Source organism: Halobellus sp. LT62 (assembly GCF_037031285.1).
GTDB lineage: Archaea > Halobacteriota > Halobacteria > Halobacteriales > Haloferacaceae > Haloquadratum > Haloquadratum salinisoli.
Genome location: NZ_JAYEZO010000002.1, coordinates 747,199 through 764,839, shown reverse-complemented (window position 1 = coordinate 764,839; position 17,641 = coordinate 747,199). Strand labels below are relative to the sequence as shown.

The window sequence follows — 17,641 nt, the reverse complement described above, 5'->3', positions numbered from 1 at the left end:
TAACAAATCATTCCACCGTCACGCTCTTCGCCAAATTTCGTGGCTTATCGATCGATCGCCCCTTCAAATCAGCCACATAGTAGCTGAACAATTGGAAGAACACGTTGGCTACAAGAGGTTCGAACGTCCCTAGTTCGGGCACAACAAACACCTCATCTACAAACTTCTCTGCGTCTATGCCGTTCGATGCACATCCGATCACCGGTGCACCTCGTGATTCGACTTCCTTGACGTTGTTCAGCGTTTCAGAAGCGTTCGATTCCGCAGTAAGCACTGCCAATACCGGTGTTTCTGATGTCACTAATGCCAAAGGACCGTGCTTTAACTCTCCCGCTGCAAAGCCTTCAGCGTGGTCGTACGAAATTTCCTTTAGCTTCAATGCCCCCTCTAACGCGACAGGAGCGCCCAAACGCCTCCCAATAAAAAAGAACGCGTCGCCGCCACCATACTCCTCGGCTGCAACGCGCACCTGATTTTCTCGATCCAACACCTGTTGTACTGCACTTGGAAGTCCACGCAAATCAGAGAGCAATTTTCTGGCATCGCTCGACGACATCACATCCCGGGCACGGCCAATGTAGATCGAGAGAAGCCCCAATACTGCGACTTGCGAACAGAAGGTCTTCGTCGCGGCGACGCCGATCTCGGGGCCAGCCCGGATAAAGATGGTATCATCAACCTCCCGCGTCACCGTACTTCCAAGCGTGTTCGTAACTGCGAGTGTCCGGGCGCCGGCTCGCTTCGCTCGCCGCAACGCCGAAAGTGTATCAGCGGTCTCACCGCTCTGCGTTACCGCGACAACGAGCGTTCGCCACGGATCGCGCCCACCGCGGAACTCGTATTCCGAAGCAATTTCCGCGGAGGCTCTGACGTCTGCGTGCTCTTCTAACAGGTCTGCAGCGTACAACGCGGCATGATAGGAGGTGCCACAGGCGATAAACTGGATCTCCTGAAGTGAGTTCAGATACTCTGCAGGAAGGTCGATCTCTAGGTCTACCTCGCCTTTCATTTCATCGATGCGCCCAGAAATCGCCTGTCGTAGCGCCGAAGGTTGCTCGTGGATTTCCTTGAGCATATAGTGTTTGTATCCACCTTTCTCCGCGGCTTCGGCGTCCCACTCAATTTCTTGGATATCTCGGGAAACCGCCTCGCCGTCAGCATATACCGACACATCCGATTCAGAGAGGTGGATTACGTCACCGTCCTCGGCGTAACTGACGCGCCGCGTATGCTTGACGAACGCCGGGACGTCACTTGCGATGAATGCCCCGTGTTCGGCGTATCCGAGAACCAAGGGATTCCCGCGACGCGTTGCCACAATACCATCGTGGCCCGCGGCGACGACTCCGAGTGCGAAGTTCCCTTCCAGTTTCTCGACGACAGCAGAGACCGCGTCGACGAGATCGTGACCGGATTCCAACTCCTCTTCGACGAGGTGTGGGACGACCTCGGTATCCGTATCGCTCGTGAAAGTGTGGCCGCGTTCTATCAGTGCAGACCGCAACGCGTCGTAGTTTTCGATGATCCCATTGTGGACGACTGCGACGTTATCGGATTCGTTCGTGTGGGGATGTGCGTTCGCATCTGTGGGTTCGCCGTGGGTCGACCACCGCGTGTGGCCGAGACCTATCGTCGCCGACGATGCTTCGGGAAGTACCTCGGTGAGCGCTGATAATTTCCCTGCGCGTTTGTAGACCTCAATTCTGTCGCCACCCAAGGCAATTCCCGCAGAATCGTACCCGCGGTATTCGAGGTTTGAGATTCCATTTCTGAGGATCGGAAGTGCGTCTGATGATCCAGAGTAGCCGATGATTCCACACATCTTACCCCCTCCGCACGATCGCGTTATACTCGATCCAGTCGCTCACGATTGAGCCCGACTCAACGGTTGCATCGTTCCCGATCACCGTCCCCGGTGAGACGGTCACGTTGCCGCTAATCGTTGTGTTATCTCCGATAACCCCACCTAAACGGACGTCAGAATGAACGACCCCGTCCACCACGACGTCAGTATCTCCTCCTTCGATCGTTGCGTTTGGTCCGATAATAGCGTTCTCGCCGATGACGCAATCTCGGACGACAGCTCCGTCGCCGACCGTTGCGTCTGCGAGCACGACGCAGTTCGAAAGGACGGCGTTCGACCCGACCTCGACGTTCTCGCCGAGCGACGTTCCGGGAAGCACCGTTGCCCCCGGCCGGATACGCACATCTGAGGCGACCGCTGCCACGTCGACGACTGTCGCCCGCTCGTGAATAGATGCCGTCTCAGCACGGGGAGAATCTGTTCGATCGAGCATCCGATTGTTGACTGCCAAGATGTCCCAGTGATACGAGACGTCGAGCCAGAGGCCGTCGAACCGAACTGGGCGCAGTGAGTCCCGATACGCCTGCAGAACGGTCGTGATTGCCAGTTCTCCATCGGCGTTAGTCCTCCGAATCTCATCAAATATCGCCCCCCCGAGGCCATAAACACCGGCGTTGATGTAATCCGTCCGAACTGTATGTGCTGGCGGCTTCTCTTCGATCGAACGCACACGCTGACCGTCAATATCGACGACACCGTAGTTTTCAGGACTCCGGTGCCGGGTTACAGCCATCACAGGGCTGCCAGTCTCTCGACGCTCCTGAATTACAGCAGTGATTGCGCTCGGTTCAATGATCCGATCGCCGTTAAGCGCGATAAAACTGCCATCAATGTATGACTCCGCCTGCAACAGCGCGTGGCCAGTCCCGAGTTGAGTCTCTTGGACAGCATACTCAATGTCGACATCCCAGTCGTCACCTTCACCGAAGTAACTCTGTATCCGTTCACGTTTGTAACCGACAACAAGAACGAACTCGTCAATTCCCGCTTCTCTACCGGCTTCAATCACGTGTTCAAGAAGTGGCTGATTCCCAATCGGAAGCATCGGTTTCGGTCTGGTCCGGGTCAGCGGCCTAAGCCGCATTCCTTCTCCGGCAGCGAGGACGACAGCTTTCATATTATTGATGTTGGGATAGAGGGAGTTCAATATTTTGTGTTTTGATATGGTAGTATTCAGGTTCACGAATCAGACCGGAGGACAATAATTTAAGGAAAGTTTGGAGAAATAAGGCCCGCAATTGCCTGAAATAATTTGATTAAGTGTGAAATTTGTGAACATATATGAAGGAATTAAATTCCTCTAATAGTTATAAGATCAGTACCGCTGGGCATATATGGGGGAAGTGAAAATATATTTGATGGTTGGAATTGCCAATTGATTAAAGACAACTAATATAATAATGTCTACTCCACCTTCACGAAGTGCGATTTATGCAGTTACTCCCCATAAAAATTGGGTACTGGCAGCAGAGAAACTCAAAAAAGAGTGTGGTATTAGGCCAACATATTGGGAATGTCCTACAGACTTGAAGTCTAATATTGAAAAATCGTTCCCAGAGACAATTGCTCACAAATCAGTCAACGCCACCAAAGGAGTACCACCGCGTGATTTGAATCTTGACTCTCCATTCGAGTACCCTATCGATTCAAGCCTAATTGAAGATTTAGCAAGTGGACAGCTTCTTGCACTCAAGATGATGGATCGTATCGATCTTGGTAATGTTATTCAGAGCGAATCTTTTGGATACAACGAACGAGTTCGGCATTACTATCGATTACTCTCCTATTGGAGTAATATATTTGACTATTTGCGGCCAGATATAGCTATTTTTGGGAGTACTCCTCATCTAGTGAGTGATTATATTCTCTATTTAGTTGCTGAAAGAAATGGTGTAGAAACCATCATTTTCACACCTACATCCTTACCTGACACATTCTATTTAAGAAGTAGCATCTTTGATTCTACTGATTTCTCAGCAAGTGAGGGGATAACTGATCAGAGCATCCCAAATGATATTCAATCATATTTAAACAAATTGGAAATGGATTATTCGGTGAGTAAACCATCATATATGCGGAATACTACCACGGATACGGGTGTGAAATCTGTAATTGAATCGTTTAGAAATCATCTTATCCCATCTTCTAAGAAACGTTTGAAAGAATTGGTATTTAGTAGGGACTTTCTTCGATGGAAAGTTCCAGTAGATATGAAATTTGGATCCAATAAAATAGAAAATTCAGCAATTCTTTGGACACAGTGGATGTACTATCTTATCAAATCTCGCTATTATCTAAAAAAATTGAGAAATGACTACGAAAAAAAGGTAGCATCTGTGTCGTTGGAAGAAGACTATATTTATTTTCCACTCCACTACCAACCTGAGCGGACTACATCTCCGGAAGGGAATCATTATGTTGACCAAACATTGGCTATTAAACTCCTCTCTAATTGCGCAGATGATAAATTAATATATATTAAAGAACATCCGTCGCAGTTTGATCCCCAACTGAAGGGTCAATTAGGAAGAACTAGTTGGGAATATGATGACCTATATTCGCACGATAGTGTTAGATTTATCCCACTTGATGCAAATGCATATACACTTATTGACAACGCTGATGCAGTAGCAACTATCACAGGGACAGCAGGTTGGGAAGCTATAAATCGAGGAACTGCAGCACTAGTCTTTGGTTCGCCATGGTATCGAGATGCGCCGAATGTTTATGACGTCGAAACGTATGAAGATATTGAGCAGGCTTTGGAACTAATTGGGAAACCAACCACTACAGATCCAAAAACGTTAGAAGAATTCGTAAAATCGATACTTTCAATTGGATATCGAGGGAAATTAACAAAAGCTACAACTCCACGTACTAACCAAGCTGAAACAATTCATACAGCAATCAAGAATTGGATCGACACTGAAATCAGTTAACTATATCGAGAATATGGAAGAACAAAAAAAGAGGCTACAAAATTTCGGAGTAGAGTTTGCAGATAAGCTGAATATTATCAAACCCCTCGCAAGAATATACGACTTAACATTCAATATTGACAAAATACCAGATATTGAAAAGGAAATACGAGAGTATTCTAATACAGGCGAAAAAAGAGGGGAAGTGCTCATACCATTGGTAATGGGGAGGAATGATTTTGGGACGTATCTTGATGTAATACTGGCCCATGCATTTCGGGTTCGTGGATACGAACCAACGCTTCTGTTATGTGACCACGACTTGGATATGTGTTTGGCAAAACAGTGGATGTCAAGCGAGAGTGCTGCGTGCGAGATCTGCAATTTTATGGGAGGTGAATTTTTGCGCAGGTTTGGATTGGAGTACACTCCAATCTCAGAATTTGAGACAACTACTAAAACACACACCTCATCTGGTGACACGTATCGTGGTGTCGATATCGATGGAATTGCAACTGCCTCCACAAGAGCATATTTAAAAATATATAACCTCGACAAACACCCGAAATCAGAGGAAATATATAATAGATTCAAAAAATCAGCTAAACTACTTACAGATATTGCATTTGAGCTCTTTCAACGGCATAATTATGACGCAGTTCTCTCGAACAACTCAGCATATTTGGTAGGAGCGGTATTCCTTAGTGTTGGTAATCAATTCGATACCCCCAGTTGGGATATCGATGTAGGATTTAGGAGCCAATCAATACTCTGTGGGAATATGAATAACAGAAGTTCACTCCCAACATTTCCGAATCGTGATTCAGCCAGTGAGCGTCTTAACAGGCCACTGTCGGATGAAGAAAGTTCTACACTTGAGAAATTTATGCAGGATCGAATGAGTGGAAAGGATGTCAGATTCAACCATGCGCAGCTTGGTAGTGGTTCCTTCCAGTCTTCATCAGATAGTACAGTCTACGGTGCTTTTACTAATCTTCCTTGGGATGGATCTCTGACTGCGACCAAAAAGAAGGCATTTAATAATGTTTTTACTTGGGTTGATCGGACAATTGAGATATTCAAAGAGAATCCACAACTAAAGCTATATATCAAAACCCACCCAGCAGAAGTTCTTCGAGTTACGAATGAATCGTTCTATGAGTGGATTACTAGTAACTATTCTCTTCCAGAAAATATCGAGCTAATGAGTCCAGATACGGGTATTAATCCTTATGAATTTATGCGGAAACTTGATCGAGGACTTGTTTGGAACTCAACTACCGGTTTAGAAATGTCATATCTCGGGATTCCAGTTATCGTGAGTGGAGACACGCATTATAAAGGATATGGATTTACGTTCGATCCTGTTGATGACGATGAATATAAACAGTTGTTATTAAAAAGTAATCTAGATATAAGTGCCAAAAAGCATGAACTTGCGAAACGGTATGCACATTACTTATTTATCGAGCGTCATATCAAATTCCCATACTACGAAACGGTAGATGGTGACTTCCGCCCGATTGCACCAACGCACAGCCAGCTCATTCCCGGAAACGAGGATATTGATCTGCTCATTGAGGCAATAGTCAAAAATAAACCAATTCCTGATGTGAAAGATACGATAAGTCCGAATTCCCCCACTCCTTGAAATAGGTATAGTAGCGTTTGTATCTCTTCACTCACTCGATCCACAACAGCGTGTGGTCAGATGAGCGATCAGTTCAAACGCTACTATAGAACCACTTCGTGATTTGCTGAAACTGTGACTCAGTATCCACTGGATAGGGTAGCTATTCCACCCTGTAGATCACAAGCCGACGATCGTTAAGATAGAAAGTGAATTTTGAGTCGGTTGCAACGTAATCGCCCACGTAAGATGCAAGCGTAAATCGGTACGGAGCAGTATGATATATTTCCTCAGAATTCTCGGCAGGGAGTTTCCCCCAAGAGGGAGAGGGTAAGACCACGTACACAGCACCTTCACTCTCCGAAATTGTTGATTGTATCCTCTGTTTAGTTAACGAAGAAACGTGATATGCTTCAACTTGTTCCACAGAGCGGTCGTCTTTGACATACCATTTCAGCGGTGGGGCGTATCCATTGGAAACGAGAATGGTGGCATCACTTGCAGTTTCTTCGATCACAAAATCGCCTGCCTCTGAAGCGATGGTCGTTCCCCCTCCATTCGCAGCGGAAAACTCTCCAGACAGTTCGAATAGCACCACGGTACCAGCAACCGTTGAGGAGAGAACAAATACGATCAATACAACTCGAACAGATTTGCGACCATAGCCTTTCAGACCATCAAATCGAGTTGCTATTGCTTGAATTCCCTGCGCAGAGATTAATGCAATCGGGGGAGTGAGAATGACCGCGTAATACTGATGACCGTGAGGCGTTCGCACAAGGACAAAGATTCCGTAAAAGAGAAGCCACCAAAGTAGGATTGATGGCCCCTTATCCCCAGTGAGGTTTATTCGGGATCCTTCAAACGCATCACGAATATCGGTAAAGAAGCCGACTGTACTAGCAAAAATCACGGGCGGAGTGACACCGAGTCCAAATGCGATCGCTACGAGGAGACGCACGTTGGCAAAGGGAGGTGTTCGCGAGAGGAGCTCGTGTTCCCAGTCTGCGACGAACGCTGCTGGCGCAGTAACGTAATTCAGATAGAACCATCCAGCAACAGGAAGTAAACAGATTGCGCTTGTAGCGATCAAAAGTGCAGTTCGTCGAATCGCATCCCTGTCAAATCGCCGATTACCCAGTAACCAGAAAAAGACGATCCCGGACACAGCAAGCGCGGGCTGTTTCGTCGCCACAGCGGCGGCGAACGACGCAGCCCCGACAACTATCCAACGTCGATAGTATATCTGACGCCGATATCCTTTAACGATCGCTGTCACCGAAGTAGTGACGAAGAACACCATCAGCATATCCGTCTGCGCTCGTCCGCCGAACAGTTGGACGTACGGGAGCGTGGCAAAGATGAGCGCCCCAACCAAAGCGGTGGATCGATCTCCGAACACCTCCCGACCGAGCTCGTACGTCGCTATGATCAGTCCGCCGGTAGCGAGAATACTCGGAAGTCGAGCCGCTAACACGGATTCGCCGAACAGCAGGAACGAAGCGGAGACTGCATACGGAAATAGCGGTGGGACGTTGTAGACGAAATTGTCACCGTACCGCGGAACTAAGGGATGATCCAGAAAGCCGGATGCGATCAACGCGTAGTGGCCTTCGTTCCACCCTTGGTGAAAGCCAAACCCGGACAGTGACGCGATACCGACCCGAAACAGGACAAACCCGACGGCGAGCAGTATCACCCAACGCGTTTCTTTGGCGAGTGCGTTCCAGTGTTTCCGCATTATCGGTCCCCCGAAACCTGCGTCCGAGTGTGGTCGTCGTCACGGTCTCGAAAGTAGGCACGTGAACGGAATCCGACGTGAACGAGGCTTATCGCACCCACGACGTAAATGAGTGCGACGCGGACGAAGTGATCCACCAGACCGAGGCTAGTCGCAGTGGAAGCTTGAACGCCGAACAGCGATAGAATCGCAGTAATGGTCGCCTCGTACGTCCCGATTCCCGCGGGTGTGAGTGGAACCGCCTGTGCGACGAACGCTCCGACTGCGGTAGTCACCGTGATAACGGCGGTCAGATCCAATCCCACCGCACGAGCGCTGAAGTAAATCGTGCTCGCTTCGAGGATCCAGACGGGGATCGACAACATCCCGGAGAGGACCAACGCAAACGGGTTCGTCGCCAACTTCCGGAGCATCTGCCTGAGGTTGAGGAGGCCCTCTGCGAGCCGTGGAATCCGATCGCTGAACCGATCCACGAGGCTGTCTCCCGCGTAAGCTAGCACGACGAGTCCGAGGATGAGGACGGCTGCGATCGCGAATGCGGCTCCGGAGAGATATCCTGCACGCGGGACGTCGACGAACAAGAGAGAGACGAAGACCATAGCACTGCCGAGAACGAACATATCGAATGCCCGTTCGACGACGACGAGTCCCCCACCGGTACTGATGGGAACATCCTCCGTAGATTTGAGCGCGAGTGCTCGTGCAGCGTCGCCCGCACGGGCGGGGAGAATAAAGTTCACGAACCACCCGACGAGGATGCTCCTGAATACGCCGCCTCTAGAGGCCAGAGAGTCAGCAGCTCGCAGGAGAACCCGATAGCGCCACGTCCTGAATGTAAAGGAGGCGAGATAGGCGGCCCCACCGACCGCCAACCAGCCCACGTTCGCGTTCGTGATCTCCTCGAAGACCCCCTCGAAGCCGGATAGCGAGAACAGAGCGACTAAAATAAACACTCCGAGCGCCGCCGCACCGACGATCCTTGCGACCGATCCGCTGACGATCGAATCGAAGAGGTCCTTCAACGCGACGCCGTTGCCGATAACGAACATATGGACCAGTCGCTTGAGATAGAGCGGCCCTTTTTGCGTCGCGTCGAGTTTACTCACTCCCTCGTCGCGGCTTCGCCACGAGACGGGGACCTCCGTACTCCTGAAACCGAGGATGTGGGCTCGAAGGGGAAGTTCCGCGGTGAGGTCGAAGCTCTCCGAATCGAGCGTATCGACATCGAGTTCCTCGATCACTTCCCGCCGATAGGCGGTGAAGGCGTTCGTGACGTCACGAGCGCGGATTCCGAACGAGAGACGGATTAAATTGTTGAATGCGCGGTTATACAGGAGTTTGAGCGGCGGATATCCCTCGACTGATCCCCCCTTCGCGAACCGGGAGCCATAGATGACATCGTATCCGTTTTCGATGGCTTCCACCAACTTCGGAACGTCCGCCGGGTCGTCGGAGAGGTCTCCCATAAATGGAATAAGCACGTCTCCCGACGCGTACTGAAGTCCCGTTTTGATCGCCTTTCCGAAACCACCGTCGCCTGTTCGATGAACGGCTGTAACCACGTCGTAATCTGCGGCCAGCCGGTCGACGATCGTCGGGGTGTCGTCGGTGCTGTTGTCGTCGACTAAGACGATCTCGAGTTCGTGCGGAAACTCGGGCGAGGAAAGAGTAGAAACGATACGCTCGACCAAGCGATTGAGATTCCCCGCCTCATTGTGTGCGGGGACCACCAGCGAGACCTTCATTGACAGTATGATCCAAAAGCCTATTCAAAAGCCTTGTTGTATTGATGGATCGAAAAAATCGATAAGTCAAAAATGCGGAGGGTTTTAGATGGGTCAACGTGACCTCCGGCCTATGAAGGCCATAATCCCCGCCGCGGGGCAGGGAACACGGCTCTACCCGCAGACGCACACGAAGCCGAAGGCGATGGTTCGGCTGGCGGGACGTCCGATTCTCGGGCATATCCTTCAGAGCATTGGTAGTACCCCCATCGACGAGGTGATAATCGTCGTCGGCGGGGCGATGAAGAACCAGATCGTCGAGTACGCCGAAGACGAATTCACCGGAGAGTTCGAGCTCGAATTCGTCGAACAAACACAGGCCGAGGGCCTAGGCCACAGCATCTACCAAGCCGAATCGATCGCTCGCGGCGACGAGCTGTTCATCGCGCTCGGCGATATGCTCTTCGAGAACGGATACGACACGTTCCTCGAGGCGCACGATGCGCTCCCGGAGACCGACGGAAGCATCGGGGTGAAGCGCGTCGCCGAACCGAGCCACTACGGCGTCGTCGAGAAGAACGGCGACGGGGAGATCGTACAGTTAGTCGAAAAGCCCGACGACCCGCCGTCGAACTTCGCTATCAGCGGTGTGTATGTCGTCGAAAATTCGAATGCGCTGTTCGACGCGCTCGAATACCTCGTCAGAAACGATAACCGTGGCGCGGGAGACGAGTACCAACTGACCGACGCACTCCAGCGGATGATCGAGGGGGGAAGCTCACTTCGAACGTTCGAGGTCGAAGAGTGGTACGACTGCGGCCGTCCAGACACGTTGCTCGAAGCGAATCGAGTACTGCTGGAGCGAAACGAGTCCAAGTCGAGCGATCGAACCGATAGTTCTGTCGTGATCCCCCCGGTCGACATCGGCTCGGACGTCTCGATCGAATCCAGCGTCGTTGGACCATACGTGAGTATCGACGACAAGACGACGATCAAACAGAGTATTGTGACCGACAGCATCGTCGGACAGGATGCCGCTCTTGAAGGAGTAAACCTCAAGGAAAGCATCGTCGGGAGCAACGCTGAGGTAGACGGAGAGCCTAACCACCTCAACATCGGGGATAACAGCAGCATCAATCTCTAGAACCGATAGAACGAAACGTACCAAGTAATTCTACTATACTAATGAGACACGCAGTTGTCACAGGGGGAGCCGGATTCCTCGGCAGTCATCTCGTCGACGATCTGCTGGAAGACGACTATCGGGTGACTGTTCTGGATAACTACGGAAGCGGACGGCCGGAGAATCTCGCGCACCTGCAGACTGCCGACATCGCGATCGAAAACCACGACGTCAGAGAACCCTTCCCGGCGTTCGATGACGTCGATATCGTCTACCACCTTGCGTCGCGTGCGAGCCCGGAGGACTTCGGTACCCACGCCGTCGAAATTGCGTTGACCAACAGCGAGGGGACGAAGAACGCGCTGGAGTGCGCTCGTGAATATGGCGCGAGATCGATCATCGCGTCCACGAGCGAAGTGTACGGAAATCCAGAGGAACATCCGCAAACGGAGACGTACCACGGAAACGTCAACATCAGAGGGCCCCGCGCTCCGTACGACGAATCGAAGCGGTTCTCGGAGGCGCTCGCCGTGGCCTACGAGCGGAAGTACGGGATGGACATCCGAACTGTCCGCATCTTCAATACGTACGGGCCGCGAATGCGTCCGAACGACGGGCGCGTCATTCCGAACTTTCTCTCACAGGCGCTCTCCGGTGACGATCTGACGGTCTACGGTGACGGTTCTCAGACGCGAAGCTTCTGCTACGTCTCGGATCTGATTGATGGGATTCGAGCGTTCGCCGACGCCCCGGGAGGGATGGCGGCTGGCAACGTGGTTAATCTGGGTAATACCAACGAGATCACGATCCGAGAATTGGCCGAGATCGTCCTCGAAGTCGTCGATACTGCCTCGGAGATTACCTACAGGGAACTCCCGGAAGATGACCCGGAAGTCCGACGACCGGACATCTCCAGAGCGCAGGCGATGCTTGATTGGGAACCGACCGTTTCGCTACAAACGGGACTCGAACGAACGGTTCCCTACTTCGAAAACCAACTGAACCCGCAGTTAGCGTCCGACAGCTCATCAAAATAGCGGCCGCCCGTAGGCTAGAAGAGTGCCTTTTTGAATGATGCCTCCGGAGGCGTAGGTATGACGAACGTCCTTGTCACTGGTGGCGCGGGCTTCATCGGGAGTCACCTCGTCGACGAACTCGTCGACGAAGGGTACGACGTGACAGTCGTCGACAATCTCACCGAACAAGTCCACGACGGTGAGCCCGAGTATCTCAACGAGGAGGCGGAGTACGTCTGGGGCGACGTCCGCGACCGAGAGTTGATGACAGAGCTACTCGAAGATGCCGACGTCCTCAACCATCAGGCCAGCGCGGTTGGCGTGGGCCAGTCGATGTACGAGATCGAAGAGTACGTTGAGGTCAATACACTGGCGACCGCACGGCTTCTCGATATCATCGTCAACGAGGAGATAGAGCTGGAAAAGGTCGTCGTCGCGTCCTCGATGTCGATCTACGGGGAGGGAACGTATCGGTGCTCCGAGGAGGACGAACTCAGACATCCGTCACTACGGGAAGAAGAACAGATGAAGCAAGGGCAGTGGGAGCATATCTGCCCCGAGTGCGGCGCGGAATTGGAGCCCGTTGCGACGACGGAGTCGAAACCCCGAGAGAGTACGAGCGTCTACGCCATCTCGAAGAAGGATCAAGAAGAGCTCACGCTCTCGGTCTGCCGCGCGTACGACATTCCCGCCGTCGCGCTCAGGTATTTCAACATCTTCGGGAGCCGGCAGTCCCTCGACAATCCCTACACGGGCGTCTGTGCGATCTTTTCGAGCCGCATCAAGAACGATAACCCACCACTCATTTTCGAGGATGGCGAGCAGACGCGCGATTTCATCCACGTGAGCGACGTCGCACGGGCGAACAGACTCGCGATGGAATCCGACGCGTCGGACGTCGCGGTCAACATCGGAACCGGAAGTCCCGTCTCGATCAACGAAATCGCGGAGACGCTCATCGAACTGTACGGGAAGGAAGACGAACTGTCTCCTGAGATAGCCAACGACTTCCGACAGGGGGATATCCGCCACTGCTTCGCGGACCCGTCGCTCGCGGCCGATGAGCTCGGGTTCGAGGCCGAGGTCGGCTTCGAGCAGGGGATGCGCGAACTGGTGGAGTGGGGACGCAAACGGGATGCAGAAGACCGATTCGAGGAGGCACACGCCGAACTCGAAGCGAAGGGGCTCGTCGGCGAAGACTGATGAGAAACTGATTTCACGCACTTGTCTGAGGCATACGTATGAGCAATCCCAAGAACGTTCTAGTGACGGGTGGCGCGGGGTTTGTCGGGAGCCACGCAGTCGAATACTACGCCGAACGTGGCGCAAATGTGACGGCACTCGATAATCTGAGCCGCGTTGAAACCCTCGAAAAAGCCGACGAAACCCGAAATACGGCCGCGTACAACTGGGAGTATATCGAAGAGAACTACCCCGAGGTAGCGCTCCTCGAAGCGGACATTCGCGATCAGCAGCGATTGGAGTCGGTCGTCGAAGGACACGACGCGATCGTCCACACGGCCGGACAGGTCGCCGTGACCGCCTCGCTGACCGATCCGCGAACTGATTTCGAGGTTAACGCCGAGGGAACGTTTAACGTACTCGAAGCGGCGCGAAAAGCAGACAGCGACCCGGCTGTCGTTCTCGCATCCACCAACAAGGTCTACGGCGACAACGTGAACGAGATCCCGGTTCGCGAGGAGGGCAGTCGCTACTGGTACGACGACCCGGAGTACGACCGGGGGATTCCCGAGACGCTATCCATCGACGACTGCGAACATACGCCGTATGGCGTGTCGAAACTCGCTGCGGATCTGTACGTTCAAGATTACGCTGAGCGCGGCGAGGTTGACGCGGCCGCATTCCGAATGAGTTGCATCTACGGAACGCGTCAGTTCGGAAACGAAGACCAAGGCTGGGTCGCACACTTTGCGATTAGTACACTACGCGACGAGCCGCTCACGATTTTCGGAGATGGCAAGCAGGTAAGAGACGTGCTCTACGTGAAAGATCTGATCAGAGCGTACGACGCGTTCCTCTCCGATCCCGAGGGAAAGCCCGCAGTGTACAACATCGGCGGGGGAGAAGAAAACACGACGAGCCTGCTCGAATTTCTCGATCTCCTCGAAGAGAAGACCGGGTCCCGGCCGGATCTCTCGTTCGACGAGTGGCGGGAAGGAGACCAGAAAGTGTACGTCTCCGACATCTCTCGCGCCCGTGAAGAGTTAGACTGGGAGCCGCAAGTAGAGTTTGCTGCGGGAATCGAACGGTTCGTTGACTGGTACGACGACAGATAACCCTCACCGTTCGTGGCGCTGAGTGAAACCTCACTTCACAAGGCTTATTCGCTCTTTCCAAGACGTCCACACCAATGAGTGCAGACAACGATGATAGCGAGGGTATACCCTCGCAGTCAGTACTCGATATTCTCGAGGACTGGTACCACGTCCCCGCGTTAGTCGTGGTAGTGGTGGCGATGCTCGCCATCCGACTCCAGTCGTACAGTAATTTCATCCGTGACGGAGAGGTGTTCTTCTCCGGCAACGACGCGTGGTATCACTTCAGAGCCACGGTGTACACCGTCCAGAACTGGCCCTCCACGATGCCGTTCGACCCGTGGACGAACTTCCCCTACGGAACGTTCGTCGGCCAGTTCGGGACGCTTTACGACCAGATTGTCGCTACCGCCGCGCTGATTATCGGTCTCGGTTCTCCTAGCCAAGAGTTGGTCGCCAAGACCCTTCTCGTGTCTCCTGCGGTGGCCGGAGCGCTCACCGCGATTCCTGTGTACCTCATCGGTAAGCGACTCTCGGGACGCTTCGCGGGCATCTTCGGAGCGGTCGTCCTCCTGCTTCTGCCCGGCTCGTTCCTCAGTCGCTCGCTCGTCGGCGTCGCCGATCACAACGGGATCGAACCCTTGGCGATGGGATTGTCCGTCGCCGCATTCGTCATCGCACTCGCGCGAGCTAAAGAGTCGATGCCCGTCTGGGAAGTGATCTACGAGGAAATCATCGAAAACCAAGAAATCGATACGATCGGAGAGCCGCTGAAATGGAGCCTCCTCGCCGGATTCCTTATCGGGATCTATCTTTGGACGTGGCCTCCTGCGGTCTTTTTGATCGGCATCATCGGCGTTTTCGCGCTCGTGAAGATCACGAGCGCCGTAGTCAACGATCAAACGCCGGAACCCACCGCATTCGTCGTCGCGACGAGTATGCTCGTCGTGACGGTAATGTCGCTTCTCGTTATCGATCAGCTCGATCCGAATACGACAATCCCATCGTTGCTTCAGCCGGGGGCGGCTTTTGGTGTGGCTACTGCCGTCATCGCCCTATCGTGGCTCGCACGTGTCTGGGAAACTACCGATCTCGATACTACCCTCTATCCTGTAGCGGTTAGTGGTCTCAGCGTGATCGGGATTGGAATCTTGATACTTCTCCCGATCGACATTGTCGGATACACGGTCAACAACCTCCTCCGCATCGTCGGCTTCTCCGCCAACGCCGCCACCCGAACCATCGGCGAGGCGCAACCGTTCATCGCGCCGAGCAGCCTCCAGCGCTACGGCGTCGACGCCGCTGGCCGGATCTCCATCGAGTACGGCCTGACGTTCTTCACGGGACTCCTCGCTGCGATCTGGCTCCACGCGAAGCCGCTCGCCAAGAAAGGAACCACCAGAGCGTACGGCTACATCGCTGGTTCACTCGCGATTGTGGCACTCCTGTTCCTCATCCCGGCGATCCCCGACGGAATCGAGTCAGTCACCGGCATCGACGAACAGGTCGCCGGACTCCTGATCGTCTCGGCGCTCATCGTCGGCGCGACCTTCATCACGAAATACGAATCCGAACACCTCTTCCTCGTCGTCTGGGCGGTGTTCATCACCGCGATGGCGTTCACCCAAGTTCGCTTCAACTACTACCTCGCGATCGTCGTCGCCGTGTTCAACGCGTACCTCTTCGGGCAGATCCTCTCGTGGGTCGACCTCGACACGTCCGCGCGCGAGGCCGTCGACGACATCGACGGCTACCAAGTGCTGGCGATCGTCGCCTCGGTCCTCCTGATTCTCGGTCCCGCGCTCGCGATCCCGATCTCCGTCGGCAACACCCAGACGTCGCCCGCGTGGGAGTCCGCCCAGAACAACGGCCCCGGCGCGGTCACCGTCTGGGACGAGTCCCTCGAGTGGATGCAGGGCAACACGCCCGAAGAGGGGAACCTCGGCGGCGCGGGTAACGCCGACCAACTCGACTATTACGGCACCTACGAGCGAACCGAGGACTTCGAGTACCCCGAGGGAGCCTACGGCGTGATGTCGTGGTGGGACTACGGCCACTGGATCACCGTCGAAGGCGAGCGCATCCCGAACGCCAACCCGTTCCAAGAGGGTGCGACTGAGGCCGCGAACTTCCTGCTCGCGCCGAACGAGACCCAATCCGAAGAGGTCCTCACCTCCCAGAGCACCGAGGGCGACCAGACCCGTTACGTGATGGTCGACTGGCAGATGGCGACGCCGGGCTCGAAGTTCGGCGCGCCGACGGTGTTCTACGACGCCGAAGAGAACGTCTCCCGCGAGGACTTCATCCGGACGATGTACCGCTTCGACGACGAGAACGAGGGGCGGTTCGTCGGGACGACCTCGATGCGCACCGACCGCTTCTACGACAGCACGATGACGAAGCTGTACTACTACCACGGCAGCGCTCGCTCACCCTCGCCGATCGTCTTCGACTGGGAGGAGCGAGAGGTCCAAACGCAGGGCGGCGACTCGATAACCGTCCCGGCCAACGCCCAAGGTGAGAACACCTTCGTCCGAACGTTCGACAATATGAGCGCCGCGGAGGCGTACGTCGAAGAGGACGGCTCCGCGCAGATCGGCGGCGTCGGACAGTACCCGACCGAGCGCGTGGAGGCGCTCGAACACTACCGCCTCGCGCACGTGAGCGACACCTCCGGAGCCAACTCGATCCTCCGAACGACCGCACAGGACTCACAGGTCGCCGGCATCAACCCGCAGGCGACCGTGCCGAGTAACCCCGCGTGGGTGAAGACGTTCGAGCGCGTGCCCGGGGCGACGGTCGAAGGCAGCGGCGCGCCCGCGAACACCAACGTCACCGCCCAGACCGAGCTGCGCATCCCCAACACGAACTCGACGTTCACCTACACCCAGCGCGCCGAAACCGACGAGAACGGTAACTTCGAGATGACGCTGCCGTACTCGACGACCGGCTACGACGAGTACGGACCCGATAACGGCTACACGAACGTCAGCGTTCGCGCCACCGGCCCGTACACGATCTCCTCGCCCGGGGAGTTCGAGAACGGCTCGATCGTCACCTACCAGTCGAACCTCTCGGTCTCGGAGGGCGACGTCAACGGCGCTGAGGACGGCACCACGAGTGTCGAACTCGAACGCAACGAACAGGAGCTGCAGATCGGCGGCGGCTCCGGTGACGACGGCTCGACCGACGACGGCTCATCGGACAGCTCGACCGACGGCTCCGGAAGCACTGACGATTCGAGCGGGAGCACCGACGAAACCCAGCGGTTGACCGCGTCGACGGTCGAGACTGACGTTGCCCGGGCGAGCTAACCCGAACTGATAACAAGTAGATTCTCCGTCGGCAA

The 17,641-nt window shown here is 54.1% G+C and carries 11 protein-coding genes; 7 read left to right on the top strand and 4 right to left on the bottom strand.

The window, feature by feature from the left end:
* Positions 1 to 7: 7 nt before the first annotated feature.
* Positions 8 to 1,822: a glutamine--fructose-6-phosphate transaminase (isomerizing) gene (gene glmS, locus U5919_RS13180; protein WP_336024881.1), complete on the bottom strand. Its 1,815-nt coding sequence runs from the start codon at positions 1,820 to 1,822 to the stop codon at positions 8 to 10.
* Between the two features lies 1 nt (position 1,823).
* On the bottom strand, positions 1,824 to 2,981 hold the full coding sequence (locus tag U5919_RS13175; RefSeq protein WP_336024880.1) for a sugar phosphate nucleotidyltransferase: 1,158 nt from the start codon (positions 2,979 to 2,981) through the stop codon (positions 1,824 to 1,826).
* 283 nt (positions 2,982 to 3,264) lie between these two features.
* Between U5919_RS13175 and U5919_RS13170 the strand changes: the two genes are divergently transcribed.
* On the top strand, positions 3,265 to 4,803 hold the full coding sequence (locus tag U5919_RS13170; protein ID WP_336024879.1) for a capsular polysaccharide export protein, LipB/KpsS family: 1,539 nt from the start codon (positions 3,265 to 3,267) through the stop codon (positions 4,801 to 4,803).
* Positions 4,804 to 4,816: 13 nt separating this feature from the next.
* Entirely contained in the window at positions 4,817 to 6,433 is a 1,617-nt protein-coding gene (locus tag U5919_RS13165) for a capsular polysaccharide export protein, LipB/KpsS family (RefSeq protein WP_336024878.1), read from the top strand.
* Positions 6,434 to 6,575: 142 nt separating this feature from the next.
* Here the strand turns inward: U5919_RS13165 and U5919_RS13160 are convergent, their stop codons facing one another.
* Both U5919_RS13160 and U5919_RS13155 read right to left on the bottom strand, forming a co-directional pair.
* Positions 6,576 to 8,153 (bottom strand): ArnT family glycosyltransferase, encoded by a 1,578-nt coding sequence (locus U5919_RS13160; RefSeq protein ID WP_336024875.1) that lies wholly within the window; start codon positions 8,151 to 8,153, stop codon positions 6,576 to 6,578.
* Positions 8,153 to 9,898, bottom strand: a complete 1,746-nt coding sequence (locus U5919_RS13155; RefSeq protein ID WP_336024874.1) for a flippase-like domain-containing protein — start codon at positions 9,896 to 9,898, stop codon at positions 8,153 to 8,155. The genes U5919_RS13160 and U5919_RS13155 overlap by 1 nt, the downstream gene beginning before the upstream one ends.
* A 112-nt stretch (positions 9,899 to 10,010) precedes the next feature.
* On the opposite strand from U5919_RS13155, the gene U5919_RS13150 reads away from it, so the two are divergent.
* The 5 genes from U5919_RS13150 to U5919_RS13130 all read left to right on the top strand — a co-directional run bounded on the left by U5919_RS13150 (position 10,011) and on the right by U5919_RS13130 (position 17,606).
* Entirely contained in the window at positions 10,011 to 11,021 is a 1,011-nt protein-coding gene (locus tag U5919_RS13150; protein ID WP_336024873.1) for a sugar phosphate nucleotidyltransferase, read from the top strand.
* A gap of 41 nt (positions 11,022 to 11,062) precedes the next feature.
* Complete coding sequence (locus tag U5919_RS13145) at positions 11,063 to 12,037, top strand: NAD-dependent epimerase/dehydratase family protein (RefSeq protein ID WP_336024871.1); 975 nt, start codon at positions 11,063 to 11,065, stop codon at positions 12,035 to 12,037.
* Between the two features lie 57 nt (positions 12,038 to 12,094).
* Positions 12,095 to 13,219: an SDR family NAD(P)-dependent oxidoreductase gene (locus tag U5919_RS13140; protein WP_336024869.1), complete on the top strand. Its 1,125-nt coding sequence runs from the start codon at positions 12,095 to 12,097 to the stop codon at positions 13,217 to 13,219.
* Positions 13,220 to 13,257: 38 nt separating this feature from the next.
* Positions 13,258 to 14,313, top strand: coding sequence for an NAD-dependent epimerase/dehydratase family protein (locus tag U5919_RS13135; protein WP_336024867.1), 1,056 nt, complete (start codon positions 13,258 to 13,260; stop codon positions 14,311 to 14,313).
* Positions 14,314 to 14,387: 74 nt separating this feature from the next.
* Entirely contained in the window at positions 14,388 to 17,606 is a 3,219-nt protein-coding gene (locus tag U5919_RS13130; protein ID WP_336024865.1) for an oligosaccharyl transferase, archaeosortase A system-associated, read from the top strand.
* Positions 17,607 to 17,641: the final 35 nt, after the last annotated feature.